General features: G+C 40.8%; 15 protein-coding genes. 6 read left to right on the forward strand and 9 right to left on the reverse strand.

The window, feature by feature from the left end:
• The first annotated feature begins 143 nt into the window (after positions 1-143).
• Both V6C11_RS11925 and hslO read left to right on the forward strand, forming a co-directional pair.
• A complete protein-coding gene (locus V6C11_RS11925; RefSeq protein WP_333531393.1) occupies positions 144-608 on the forward strand; it encodes a CBO0543 family protein in 465 nt (154 codons plus the stop codon).
• Positions 609-717: 109 nt separating this feature from the next.
• A complete protein-coding gene (gene hslO / locus V6C11_RS11930; protein WP_333531394.1) occupies positions 718-1,611 on the forward strand; it encodes an Hsp33 family molecular chaperone HslO in 894 nt (297 codons plus the stop codon).
• 102 nt (positions 1,612-1,713) lie between these two features.
• Here the strand turns inward: hslO and V6C11_RS11935 are convergent, their stop codons facing one another.
• The 6 genes from V6C11_RS11935 to V6C11_RS11960 form a co-directional block, all read right to left on the reverse strand.
• Positions 1,714-2,763 (reverse strand): AbrB family transcriptional regulator, encoded by a 1,050-nt coding sequence (locus V6C11_RS11935; protein WP_333531395.1) that lies wholly within the window; start codon positions 2,761-2,763, stop codon positions 1,714-1,716.
• A gap of 90 nt (positions 2,764-2,853) precedes the next feature.
• A complete protein-coding gene (locus tag V6C11_RS11940) occupies positions 2,854-4,359 on the reverse strand; it encodes a tripartite tricarboxylate transporter permease (protein WP_333531396.1) in 1,506 nt (501 codons plus the stop codon).
• An 18-nt stretch (positions 4,360-4,377) separates the two neighbouring features.
• Positions 4,378-4,833 carry a tripartite tricarboxylate transporter TctB family protein gene (locus V6C11_RS11945; protein WP_333531397.1) on the reverse strand — a complete coding sequence of 152 codons (456 nt, stop codon included), beginning with the start codon at positions 4,831-4,833 and terminating at the stop codon, positions 4,378-4,380.
• A gap of 54 nt (positions 4,834-4,887) precedes the next feature.
• Entirely contained in the window at positions 4,888-5,895 is a 1,008-nt protein-coding gene (locus V6C11_RS11950; protein ID WP_333531398.1) for a tripartite tricarboxylate transporter substrate binding protein, read from the reverse strand.
• 115 nt (positions 5,896-6,010) lie between these two features.
• Positions 6,011-6,643, reverse strand: a complete 633-nt coding sequence (locus V6C11_RS11955) for a hypothetical protein (RefSeq protein ID WP_333531399.1) — start codon at positions 6,641-6,643, stop codon at positions 6,011-6,013.
• An 18-nt stretch (positions 6,644-6,661) separates the two neighbouring features.
• Positions 6,662-7,396 (reverse strand): indolepyruvate ferredoxin oxidoreductase subunit alpha, encoded by a 735-nt coding sequence (locus V6C11_RS11960; protein WP_333531400.1) that lies wholly within the window; start codon positions 7,394-7,396, stop codon positions 6,662-6,664.
• A gap of 228 nt (positions 7,397-7,624) precedes the next feature.
• Here V6C11_RS11960 and V6C11_RS11965 point away from each other — a divergent pair, with 228 nt between their 5' ends.
• The 3 genes from V6C11_RS11965 (at position 7,625) to V6C11_RS11975 (ending at position 10,285) form a co-directional block, all read left to right on the forward strand.
• Positions 7,625-9,208, forward strand: a complete 1,584-nt coding sequence (locus V6C11_RS11965; RefSeq protein WP_333531401.1) for a sensor histidine kinase — start codon at positions 7,625-7,627, stop codon at positions 9,206-9,208.
• A gap of 15 nt (positions 9,209-9,223) precedes the next feature.
• On the forward strand, positions 9,224-9,913 hold the full coding sequence (locus V6C11_RS11970; RefSeq protein ID WP_333531402.1) for a response regulator: 690 nt from the start codon (positions 9,224-9,226) through the stop codon (positions 9,911-9,913).
• Between the two features lie 90 nt (positions 9,914-10,003).
• Positions 10,004-10,285, forward strand: coding sequence for a Dabb family protein (locus tag V6C11_RS11975; RefSeq protein WP_333531403.1), 282 nt, complete (start codon positions 10,004-10,006; stop codon positions 10,283-10,285).
• Between the two features lie 26 nt (positions 10,286-10,311).
• On the opposite strand, the gene V6C11_RS11980 is transcribed toward V6C11_RS11975, so the two are convergent.
• The 3 genes from V6C11_RS11980 to V6C11_RS11990 all read right to left on the reverse strand — a co-directional run bounded on the left by V6C11_RS11980 (position 10,312) and on the right by V6C11_RS11990 (position 11,985).
• Entirely contained in the window at positions 10,312-10,971 is a 660-nt protein-coding gene (locus V6C11_RS11980; RefSeq protein ID WP_333531404.1) for an SdpI family protein, read from the reverse strand.
• On the reverse strand, positions 10,971-11,249 hold the full coding sequence (locus tag V6C11_RS11985) for an autorepressor SdpR family transcription factor (protein WP_333531405.1): 279 nt from the start codon (positions 11,247-11,249) through the stop codon (positions 10,971-10,973). The genes V6C11_RS11980 and V6C11_RS11985 overlap by 1 nt, the downstream gene beginning before the upstream one ends.
• A gap of 196 nt (positions 11,250-11,445) precedes the next feature.
• Complete coding sequence (locus V6C11_RS11990; protein ID WP_333531406.1) at positions 11,446-11,985, reverse strand: YpiB family protein; 540 nt, start codon at positions 11,983-11,985, stop codon at positions 11,446-11,448.
• A gap of 204 nt (positions 11,986-12,189) precedes the next feature.
• Here V6C11_RS11990 and V6C11_RS11995 point away from each other — a divergent pair, with 204 nt between their 5' ends.
• Positions 12,190-13,074 (forward strand): RluA family pseudouridine synthase, encoded by an 885-nt coding sequence (locus V6C11_RS11995; protein WP_333531407.1) that lies wholly within the window; start codon positions 12,190-12,192, stop codon positions 13,072-13,074.
• Positions 13,075-13,128: the final 54 nt, after the last annotated feature.

Below are 13,128 nucleotides of genomic sequence, written 5' to 3' on the forward strand. Positions count from 1 at the left end.
AATTACCCCTAGGCAAATTTTTTCTTTGCACATAATTTTTATTTCAAATAGGCAAATTGATATTGTTGGCCATGACCAAAGATCAATACCGCGACGGAACGGCCTTGACTGTTCCGATTCACAAACATGAAGGGTGGGATTTTATGCCGTGGGTTATCACAGCCGTTGTTTCTTGGGTAATTTTTTATTTTTTAGTAGATGTTCGATATTTGAAAAGTACCGTGCTCGGGGGGATATTCGCTGTGGCGTTGGGATCGGTGGTGGATTGGGGTGGACAACAACTGGGCTTATATAAGTTTTATGACGTTATCATACCATGGGCAGGCTGTTCCATCTTTTATAAATTTGGACCAATATTTACAATGGGAGTTCTCTTTCTTCAATATTTACCAAGGAAAAAAAACCTAGTGATTATAAACATATTTGCAGTGTCACTTTTATATTTAACGATGGAAGTCTTGATTCTACAAACCGATGCCGCAGAATACAAACATTGGCACTATTTAGCCAGTCTCATGGTGGATCTAGGTGCATTCACAACCTTAACCTGGCTTGGCCAGACCTTTCATTTAGCACCTGCCTATCGCAGGGGGGCATTTAGTCGTTAGCCATTTGCTATTGGCAGAAATAATGCTACAGACTAACGGCTAAAAAATTGACAGTTTAGCAACCTCGTTGATAGAATAGCTTTGTTAACAAAAATTCGGAGGTAAAATTATGCAGGACTATTTGGTTAGGGGAGTTGCTTCTGATGGCAGTTTTCGCATATTTGCAGCTAGAACCACGAACACCGTGGAAGAGGCAAGAACCCGCCACAATTGCTGGCCAGTGGCAGCTGCAGCTCTGGGAAGAACCATGACGGCTGCATTGTTACTGGGTGCTAACATGAAGGGAGAAGATATTCTTAGTATTCGTGTCCTTGGGGATGGTCCACTGGGTGCTATTCTAGTGACCGCCAATGCCAAGGGTCAGATAAGGGGCTATGTTCAGGAACCCCAAATACACCTGCCCAGTACTTCTGAAAGGAAGTTACCCGTGGGTGCTGCGGTGGGCAAAGGGTATCTTCATATAACCAGGGACTTGGGGCTTAAGGAACCCTTTACGGGTAGTGTAGAAATCGTATCCGGGGAAATTGCCGAGGATATCGCCCATTACCTTACTGCCTCGGAGCAAACTCCTTCAGCCGTATCCCTGGGGGTATTAGTGGACACCGACAATACAGTTATAGCTGCCGGCGGACTTTTGCTCCAATTATTGCCCGGTGCCAGTGAAGATGTGTTGGAAGCACTGGAGAAAAATCTAAGCCAATTGCCGCAGCTTAGCAGCCTGATTAACAAGGGGGAAACACCCGAAGATATTATCAAGCGGGCAACCCAGGGGATTGAAGTAAATATTTTAGAAAGTATGCCAGTGGGCTTTTCCTGTCAATGTTCCAGAGAAAGGTTAGAGAATTTGCTAATCGGCATTGGTAAAGAGGAAGTTTCCGCTATGCTGGAGGAACAGGGACAAGCGGAAGTTAACTGTCATTTTTGTGCCGAACAATATCAGTTTACAAAAAAAGACCTGGAACATATTCTAGAAAAAATCGAGAAAAAAGCTAATAATAGATAATTCGAGTTAGGGGAGTGTCGCAAAACTACTTGTTAGTAGGCAAGCGACACTTCATTTATACATTGGTTCTATTTAATTGACATTCCCCCTTTAGGGTAATGTTCAAGAACATTTCCTACTAAACCACCATTTTATTAGTGGAGGGACAAGGAACATAATAAAGAAAAACCGAAACATTTGATAAGCAGTTATTAAAGAAAGATCTGCGTTTACTAGGAGCGCGGTAATTCCCATTTCTGCCATGCCGCCTGGGGCGGTGCTCAGAAAGGCATTAACCATTTTTTGGTCATGAACGAATGTAAGTATGAAGCCAACCAAAAAGGAAAAGCCAACAAGGGCTAAGCACCCTCCAAAGGTATAGGGCAAAATACGTTTCCAATTTTTAAAACTAGTAACTTTGATGTTTAATCCTATATATGTCCCAATACAAATCTGGGCAAGTGTAATGATGGCAGGGGGGATTTTTGGTGCCTCCAGACCGCTAAGTACAAGCAAGGATACCCCTAGGATCGGTCCTAGAAGAAAAGGGGTTGGGAATTTTAAGTGCAGTGTAATCCAAACAGAAAAAATAGTTACTACAAAGAAAAGAATAATAGACTCCATCGTATAGGCAACAAAACCATTGCTTTGTATTTCTAGACTTTGAGTCGTCAAGCTTGAATTATTACTAAATCCATGCATTACAAAGAATGGAACTAGAAATACCACTGATAATAAACGAATTGTTTGCATAAACGTTATGGTTGTTACATCCGCCCCGTCAACCTCTTCCCCTAGAACGACCATTTGCGAAAGTCCACCCGGGATACTTCCTAATATACTGCTGGATAAACTAATACCTGTACCATTGGATGTGATATAGGCAATAAGAATGCTAAAAAGTACGGTACTCAAAGTAGCAAACATCATAAAGGGAAGTTGTTCCAAAATCTGCCCTGCGGTTTTAATGGTAAAAGAAGCACCCATCATATACCCAAGAATCACAAGGCCTGCATTACGAAGACCAACAGGCCAGCAAACTTTTTGTCCAAATATTAACCTCCAGATTATGATTGCCATTAGAGGTCCTAACATCCAAGGTAGGGGTATACTAATTAATTGAAATAAAAATCCACCCAATAATGAAATAAGAAGAGTTGTCATAAATACCATATAAAAACCTTCTTTTTAAAAGATACTTAATTAAGAAAAAGGGGTTTGTTAACCCCTTTTTCTTAATATTATAATCACAATTCTATTTTGCTACGCTGCACTTGCTTTATTTCGTTTTACTAAATTCTTAATCATTGGAAATACAATGGCTCCTATAGCAATAACCATTATAATAGCTGAAATTGGTCTTGCGAAGAATATACCTATGCTGCCCTCTGAAAGAATTAAGGATTGTCTTAATGAATTTTCAAGCAAAGCACCTAAAACCAAGGCAAGTACCATGGGAGCCCCGGGATAGTTAAGTTTTTTCATAAAGTAACCGAGAACACCGAAACCCAGGGTAAGATAAACATCAAACATGCTGTTATTTAAACTATAGGCACCTACAAGAATAAAAGCCATAACGACAGCGTTCAAAGAGGCCCTAGGTACCTGTAGTATGCGAACAAAAACGGGGATGAAGATCATAATCATGGCTAGAAGAACCAAATTGCCTACATACATACTAGCAATAAGTCCCCAAACAAAGTCAGGGTTCCGTTCAAAAAGCAGAGGGCCTGGTCTGAGATCAAACATCATTAGTGCACCCATTAAAATGGCTGTACTGGCAGAACCAGGTACACCCAGGGTTAGAAGAGGTACAAAGGCACCCACTGAAGCGGCATTATTTGCTGTCTCGGGTGCCGCAACACCCTCAATTGCACCTTGTCCAAACTTTTCTGGATGTTTGGATGACTTTTTCGCCATGCCGTAGGAAATAAAGGAGGCAATGGTTGCCCCGGCACCAGGAAGCATGCCAATGAGAAAACCAACCACAGTTCCCCTGATAATGGCCCATTTAGATAAAGCCCAATCCTTTAGGGTGGGGAACAACTTGCGCCAGCTTAAATCAACACTTTTTAGTGCCTGAAAGTCTACTTTTTTCTCTGCGGTAACCAAAATTTCAGCAATACCAAAGACACCCATAGCAACCGGAATGAAATCAATCCCACTAAATAACTCCAGTTGACCATAGGTATAGCGGGGTAAGCCGGTCACTAGATCTAAACCAACAATGGCAAAAAACAAGCCCAACAATGCACTGATAAAACCTTTAACAGGAGAGTTGCCCGTCATGCCAGCCAGTGTAGTTAAACCTAACACCATCAAGGCAAAGTATTCAGGGGGGCCAAAACTTAAAGCAGCTTTCGCTAAAACCGGGGCTAAGAACATAAAAGCGATAACACTAGCCGACCCACCGATGAAGGAACTGAAAGCAGCCATTCCCATAGCGGCTCCTGCCCGGCCTTGCTGGGCCAACGGATAACCATCCATTGTTGTCATAACAGCCGCTGAGTCACCTGGCGTATTGATCAAAATCGAAGTAATGGAACCACCATACATGGCACCGTAATAAATTCCTGCCAACATAATAATTCCTGCCACGGGATCAGCCCCAAAGGTTAAAGGTAACAAAACAGCTAAGCCAGCCGAAGGGCCTAGTCCAGGAAGGGCCCCAATAATGGTACCTGTAACTACACCGACTATACAATAAAGTAGATTTATTGGGGTTATAGCCACGGAAAAACCATAAATCAAATTAGATAGGACTTCCATAAATTATATCCCTCCTTTTCAAAAACCGAAAATCCCAACAGGAAATGCAACATCCAACCCCACTTGAAAGATAAGATATAAAACTACCGGTAGCGTAATTACCATCCCGATGGTAGTCTTAAGTTTTCTCTGTTCAGAAAACAATAACAGTAGAAAACCCGCCAGCAGACCAATGGATACAATCATACCCAGGATGTTGGTTAAAAGACAGGTTATTATGGTAGCCCCCGTAACTTTTGAAAGTATGATAAAGCCCTCTTTACTAAGAACTCCTTTTTTCCCACTAGCCTTATCTTTAAAGGTACCTAAGATCATAATTAAAGCTGAAACTGCCAATAGGATGCCAACCAATAACGGAAGGAAGCCTGGCCCGGGAGCATCATCTTTCCATAACCCCATCGGAATAGATGAACTTGTAAGATAGCCTGCAAAGGCTATCAAGAGAGTACCAGAAATACGATCGATTTTTTGCATAGTGTTCACCTGCCCTTGCTTATTTAAAAAGGGAGAGATAATCTCTCCCTTTTTTTATTTTTTAGTTGCTCCTGTTTCGTTGAATACCTCGAGGTAGTTGTCACTTACTTCAATAATTTTCTTGCCAAATTCTTCGCGATTTAAAAACACAGGGGTTACAGAGTTCTTTTCTACATAATCCTTTTGCCAGGCTTCACTTTCGTGTACCTTTTTAAACAAGTCTTCCATGTACTTAATGGCTTCTGGTGACGAACCCTTGGGCATTACGATGCCTCTGAAGTTAGATAGTTCAGCATCCATTCCTTGTTCTATTAAGGTAGGTACACTTTCAAGACCAGGAATTCTTTCTGCACTGGCAACTGCAATGGCCTTGGCTTTTCCTGCTTCTACCTGATTTAAGGCTTCACCAGGGTTTGACCATACCATATCTACGTGGCCGCCAAGCAATGCTGTCATGGCAGCTCCGCCGCTATCAAAGGGCACATATTTAAGCTTAATATCGCCTTGTTTTTGCATCATGTGATATAGCAGGGCATCATCAGAGGTACCGCCAGTTCCACCGATGGAAAGGCTGACAGGGTTAGCTTTGGACATCTCAACAATTTGTTTTACATCTTTAATCTCAGAGTCTGCTTTAACATAGAGTGCCAAGGTATCCATTGCCAGACCGCAAACAGGTTCAAACTGCTGGTAGGAAACTGGGGAGTTGCCCAAAAGAGGTGCAGTATAGAAGTTAGAACTTACTGTAGCTATGTAGTAGGGGTTTTCTTTCTTTTCAGCTACATAGCTATAACCTACTGAACCGCTTGCACCGGGCTTGTTAATGACATTGATAGGTTGAGTGGCCCAGCCGTTGTCGTTAATAATTTTTACCATGGTTCGACTCATAATGTCACTACCGCCACCGGCACTAAAGGGAACAACAAACTCAATGGCTTTTTCCGGGTAACCAGCACTGCCGTTGCCAGCTGTTTCCTTAGAGCCAGAAGAGCAGCCCACTAAAGTTGCAGCAAATAATGAAGCAGAAATCATAAGAGCAAAAACCTTATTCAATCTTTTCACAACTTTCACCTCCAAGTTTATTGAGGGAACTACCTATCAAAAGTTACCTAGGTTCATCCCAAAGATGTAAATATTCACATTCACAAGCTAATTGTTTAATTAATTTAAAACAATGCTACTCATTATCCTTTTTAGCTGTTTCTTCAATAATATTGGCACAGCGTACTTGGTTAAATATCCCACAATAACAGAAGTTTGCTAACTTGGTAGCTGCTTGTTCCTCTGTTAATCGCCCTTTTCTAACTTGATCAATCATGTGCTGAACGTATTTAGGAGGAATCATATGATGACCGCACATGGTAGTGATGGACAAGGTTGTGTCATCGGGTAAATTATCCTTTTTACCCCAGACACCCAGGGAATAGTTGATTGAGTGTGGTGTTACACCGGATTCTTTGCAAGCTGGTAATACCTCTGAGAGAACACCCGTGATAACCACCGACATACCTAAATCCTTTGCTTTAATCTGTTTTAAGAAGTCAACGACCTGATCTCTTTTGGTGAAAACACCCCGAATACGGGATTTATCCGTAATACGATCTTTAATTGTTTCAATGGGGTATTGGGTTTTTGGACCTGTTTTGACGTCACCCCAGTTTTCGGAACCGACAGCTTCTGCGGCTGCGATAAATTCCAAAGCTTTGGGTTTAATGTTTACATCGTTTTTTCCTTTTGTTTGATACATAAACCAGCAAAAGTCGTTTTTCTGTGATTCGATGGGACCAGAACGGTGTAGTGAGTGTGTCATATTTTTATTTCCTCCTTATTAGTCCAGAGATAAAGGTTTACCCAATCCTACATTCACTTTTCCCCGGTAGGGGTAAGGAATGCCGAGTTCTTCCAGGCAATTAAGAGCGGGAGCCTGTCCGTCTTCATCAGTTCGTATAATTAGTCCTAGGGAAAATACAGTATCTATTTCTTTTTCAACCTTTTGTAATGCTTGAAGTACTTGCTTTAAGTCTTGTTCTTTGCATTTGGCTTCAACAATGACTGATAACAAATGATAATTCAGGCATTCTTCTTCTAATTTGCCGGTCTTTAGATCTGGCATTAAAGCTGCTAAAGGAGTATGCTCTTGAGGTGCAAGTTCAGCCCCGGCAGCGGCAACAGCCATGGCTACTTTTTCTGCGTCTCTAAGGAAAACCCCCATTCCAGGCCTTCCCATATCAATGGCAACACCAACTTCACCCTTGATGACACGGCCGGAGACATCATTCGTTTTAACTTCCTCGGTACCACGTCCAGATACACCGGTTACCCCGTGTGTTTCTACCGGGTCACTGATTACATGTTGAAATTGCTGATAGAAGTTATCCAACTCAATGGGACTAATTGCACCCTTTGGACAAACTTTCTGGCGCAAACAAACATAACATTCTGTACACCTGTTTTGATCAATAGTGCATTTTTTCTCATCGGACACAAAGTGAATGGCATCAACCGTACAGTATTTTTGGCAAATACCACAACCTGTGCATAAATCCTTGTTAATTACGGTCATGTTTTGCTCCCTCCCTAATGTTTTATTGAACAAGTTGTTTACTTGATCTTTTATGACAAAGGGATTCACCATTTTAAAGAAAATTGCCTATATTATTTCTTTTTCTTTAAGAAGATTAATTAAAGTATAATTTCTTTCATTAATTTCATAAATTAAAAGCTTGTCTAGCTGAAAAAAACTAGGTATGCTTAATTTACATAAAATTTTTCTTTAAAAAGGAAGTTGTTCGTGAAATTTTGGAGAAAAATGTCCTTAAAGATAAAAATATTTATTTTCACTTTAATAGGTGGAGTTATTACCCTGCTTGTGGCCGTGTCTATTTTTTATTTATCGCTTCATAAAACAGTCGAAGAACAAATTGCAGCCCAGGCTATGGACATTGCTCAATTGGCTGCGGCTAATTTTCAAGCGAGGGAAGCATATTTAGAAAGGGAATATTATAAATTACAGCCCATTGCTGACATCTACCGGAGCACTACGAAAGCCTCCTCGATTGTTTATTTGAATATGAATGGCCTGCGCTTATCACACTCAGATCCAAGACTTTTGGGGAAACATATAACTGGTAATGATGAGGCAGAGGTATTGGCAGGGAAGGTTTATACATCCCAGGCAGAGGGGGTATCGGGACCTTCAATTAGAGCCTTTGTCCCGGTGTATGATTTTAATGATCACCAAATAGGAGCAGTGGGAGTGGCCTTTTATCAGCCGGACATCCAAACGACTATGGAAAAAGTCTTTAGTATATTTTATATCGTGATACCAATTGTTTTTTTGCTGATGGTGATATTATCATATGCTTTATCCGAAAGTATAAAACGCTCAATGTTTGGCCTGGAACCCCGGGTCATAGCATCCTTATTAATGGAAAGAGAGACAATGCTGCAGTCCGTTAAAGAAGGTATTATAGCTATCGACAGGAATGAAAAAGTAACCGTAATAAATCATGAAGCCAAGCGACTATTGAATATTGACACAGAAGTAAGCGGTAATTCCATATATGAGTTGATACCAGATTCAAGATTACCTTTAATTATGAAAAATAGAACTGCTGAATACGACCAAGCGATGATGTTTGACAAAACGGTAGTTTTAACCAACCGTATTCCGTTGATATTTAAGAATAAAGTAATCGGCGCCATAGCAACCTTCCGTGATCTTACAGAGCTAAATCAATTAGCCGAGGAATTAACTGGTGTAAAGAAAATTGTCAATACATTAAGGGCAAAGACCCATGAGTTTATGAATAACATGCATGTGGTATCGGGATTAATACAGTTGGAATTTTACGAGGAGGCCCAGCGGTATATACTCAACTTGACTAATCAGGAACAATCGAAAATCAGTTTTATCCTAAATAGTATTCATAACCCTGCCGCTGCAGGAATTTTACTTGGTAAGACCAGTGAAGCCCATGAAATGAATATAGACATGGTGGTAAATGAGGGAAGTGTGCTGCACTTTCTCCCCCAGCATTTTGGTGAAAACTCCTTTGCCGTGGTATTGGGCAATTTAATTGAAAACGCTTTTCAGGCAGTTGCAAATTTATCAGTAAATAGAAGGTGTGCAGAAGTCCTTATCTTTCAGGATAAGGAAAGTATAACCATTAGGGTTGAAGATGCAGGATTGGGAATTGATAAAAGCATTGCAGACAGGATTTTTGAACAGGGATTCACTACGAAAGAAACTGGGAACGGGTTTGGACTAAATAACGTATATCATAGAGTTAACCTGGCTCAAGGAACAGTGGATTTTCAAAGCAGTGAAAAAGGAACCATTTTTACTGTGGTTATACCAAATGTAGTTAACTAAATTGGGGGAAAAACAATGTCTCAAAAACCCATCAAAGTATTTATTGTAGAAGATGATCCGATGGTAGCGGATATAAACAAAAGAATGGTGGAAAAGGTGAAACCCTTTAAAGTTGTTGGCTTAGCCTCAAACGAGCAAGAAGGGCTAGCAAAAATTGGAGAAACAAAACCTGATTTAGTTTTACTGGATGTCTATCTAACCAAGGGAAACGGGCTTAGTCTTTTACAGTTCTTAAGACAAAAGGAAATCCCCTGTGACGTAATACTCATAACGGCGGCAAAGGACACGGAAACCATTTATAAAACGCTCAGGTATGGTGCAATTGACTATATTATTAAGCCATTTAACCTTGAACGTTTGGAGATAGCTTTAAAGAATTTCCTCAAGTTAAGGACGATCATGGATAAAAAAGATGAGCTCAGTCAGGCAGAGCTTGATTTATTTAACAATAACCCAGGTGTTTCTGAAAAACAGGAAAAGAACTTGCCCAAAGGGGTGCATTTGCTGACCCTTAACCATATTGTCAATTTTTTGCTGAAGGAAAAAAAGCCATTGACTTGCCAAGAAATAGCTGATAGTCTGTCTATGTCAAAAATAACCGTTTGGCGTTACCTGGAATTTTTAGCCGAGTCCAATAAAGTTTCGGTGGATTTAGACTACGGCACGGTGGGTAGGCCTAGTAAAAAGTACTACGTTTCGTTGTGAGTAAAGAGTAATTAAGGATAGGGGAGCCTTTTTTAGCAGAAAATAATAGTATGATTAGTTCATGTCTAATTAACAAAGGAGTGTTCATGCATGATCACACATGTGGTATGTTTCAAATTTAAAGATCCTGCCAATGCCCAGGTTGCTAAGGAAAAATTATTGGCCTTAAAAGGCAAAATTTCCGAGTTACGTCACCTGGAAGTAGGTATTGATGTAATTCGATCCGAAAGATCCTATGATCTAGCTTTGGTGGCAAAATTTGATAGCTTAGATGATTTAAATGCCTATCAGGTACATCCTGACCACGTGGAAGTAGGCAAATACATACAAACAGTTAGGGAATCGGCAGTTGCAGTTGATTTTGAATCCTAATAAAAGGAGCAGTAACCTCTTGGAGGTTACTGCTCCTTTCTAAATTTTGCAAAGGCTAGATAAGAATAGACCATTGTAAGGACCATGGGCAAGAAGATACCAAGCATAAATATGACAAAACCCAGGGTTCCTGACAAGAAAACGGAAAGAAGAGATACACAACCACCGATTACCATAAGCTTGCCACCGAAGCGGTGTGTCTGATTCCAAACATCTTCATTTGCTAAGGTCCAGGGGAGGCGAAAGCCGACCAAATAGTTATATTTTATTTTACCCATATAATTACCCATCACGATGATCAATAATGAAACTGCCCCTTTGATGATAAACTCAACATTAAGATGATAGCCCAGTGCGGATAAAATCGGTAGAGCAGATACCACCATTATGACACCAACCGTAGCCAATCGCATTTTCTCATAGCTAGGTGCAAATTTACGATAGTTTTGTTTTTTAGGATCGATTTTTGGCAGAAAAGTCATGAATAAGTAGATACCCAATGGAAGCAGCGGCATAATTAACGCAGCCACGGATTTATGGGAATAACCATCCACCTCCCCGCGAATGTTCCAATGGGTTGGCACTTGTTCCGGTAAGGCTGGGTAGAAAGAGGCACACACCGCCCAATAGGCCAACAGAATAATGATGGTAAGCCAGCTAAAGTTAACGCTGCGTTTTGTTTCCATTACCTTTCACCCTCTTTTTTAATAAAATCTGCAAACCAGCCCATGACATCCTCTAAGACCGAGGTGTTTAAAGAATAGTAAATGAACTGACCCCTACGTTCATCCAATACCAGATCGGCGTTTTTTAGAATGTTTAAATGATGAGAAATGCTGGGCTTTGAGATATTAAACTGCTCTGCTATCTCCCCGGCAGTGAGATCATTTTTGCGCAGCATTTTTAATATTTCCCTTCTGGTAGGGTCTGATAAAGCTTGAAAAGTGCGATTAATACCAGCCATATAAACCACCTTTAGATATTTAGAAAGTTATCTAATTACCTATAATACTAACTTTAGTATGAGTTAGAGTCAACAATAAATTCCTTGGAAAATGAATACAGCACCCGTTGCCGAGGAATATGCCCCCTGCAGTCGAAATAACAGAACAAAAAATAAAGGAGTGTCGCTCCTCGTTGCGACACCCCTTGTAAATAGTTCATTCGCTCGTTAACCGCTGCAATTCCTCGGTTAAACGTTTAAATTCCTGTACGTTTTTTTGATCCAAGGATTGGTCAATTTTTAATAACAGCGTTTTTCTTTTCGCTTCCTTTCGATTGACATTTCTTACTGCCTCAACCAACATTTTATGGGCAATGGAAGCGGGGCTGGGTAATGCTTTAACTTGCTTCTTATGACTTTGGAAGCAAAGGTTACAGTTAGGTGGAGTTGCAAAGGATAACCACATAAAAAGCCTGGCGGGAGGATTATTTTTTAACTGATAAATAACCTCATCAACGGAACCATAGGTGATATTATTAAGACGGAAGTCCAAGGGGAAGGTATTGGTATATACCGCAGAAACTAGCAGAACATCTTTTTTGTTGGATAGCCTATTAGAAAACTCAATTCTAGACAGGAGACTCTTATTATCCTTGACAAATTCAAGAATTCGGGCTGCTTCAGGCTTTTTTAACCGATTGGTACGCAGAAACCAGACGATCAATTCCCTTTTTTCGGCCAGATTATTGGCTAGCATGGCGGTCCCCCCTTATTAAATTTTCTGACTTAAAAAATAAATATTTGACTTTGGGGCCAATAAATCCTGCTATTGTGGCGGAGGAAAAATGTGTTTTTTATGCCCAAGGGGTTGCTCTTTGTACATCATATTTATGTAATCTTAAATATAACACTATTTGCATTTTGGCAATTTTAACAATATAACCTTAGTAGGGAGGGTATTATGGATAAAGCGATTCCTTTCGTTATACCGGATTTTATGGCGGGTTGGACCGTAGAAAGGGTATTAAGGCAATCAATGGGGATTTCCCGTACCCTGCTGCGTTCTGCCAAGAGCAATGGTGATATTTTATTAGACAACCTACCCGTAAAGACCAATGTTGCGGTAAAGCCGGGTCAGCTACTAGAGCTGCGCTTGAGACAAAAAGAAACGAAAGTACTACCGGAGAAAATTGAATTAGATATTCTTTTTGAAGATACTCATTTGTTAGCGCTCAACAAACCACCCGGTATGCTGGTCCATCCCTTAACCACGGAACCCATGGGAACCCTAGCCAATGGAGTGATCTACCACTGGCAGCAACAGGGTATCACAGACCTGTTTAGACCGGTTCATCGTTTGGATCGGGACACATCCGGGATTGTTCTCGTAGCCAAGAATTCCTATGTTTCGCAACAATTGCAACTTCAGATGAAGCAAGGAAAATTTGTTCGTCGTTACCTGGCTTTAGTGGCTGGGGAAGTAGATCCCAGGCAAGGGGTTATTGATGCACCGATTGATCTGGCTGAGGGCAGTTTTATAAAAAGAATTGTTTCCCCCGGCGGAAAGTACGCCGTTAGCCATTACAGGGTTCTTCGCTATCTCAATAAAGAAAGTCTAGTTTGGGTAGAACTGGAGACCGGACGAACACACCAGGTAAGGATACACCTAGCCCATTTAGGTTACCCCTTGCTGGGAGATTACCTTTATGGCGGGGATACCACAAAAATAAAACGCCAGGCCTTGCATTGCGCATACCTGGCATTTATCCATCCTGTAAAAGGAAATCCAACTAAAATCACTTGTCCGATACCAACGGATTTTAAGCTGCTATTAGGAATGAAATAGCAGTCAGTCTTTACCTAAAGGGCCTTGGGTCATGGCCCAAGACCTAAGGCCGAC

It is taken from the genome of Desulfotomaculum sp. 1211_IL3151 (genome assembly GCF_036763075.1).
Lineage (GTDB): Bacteria > Bacillota > Desulfotomaculia > Desulfotomaculales > Desulfotomaculaceae > Desulfotomaculum.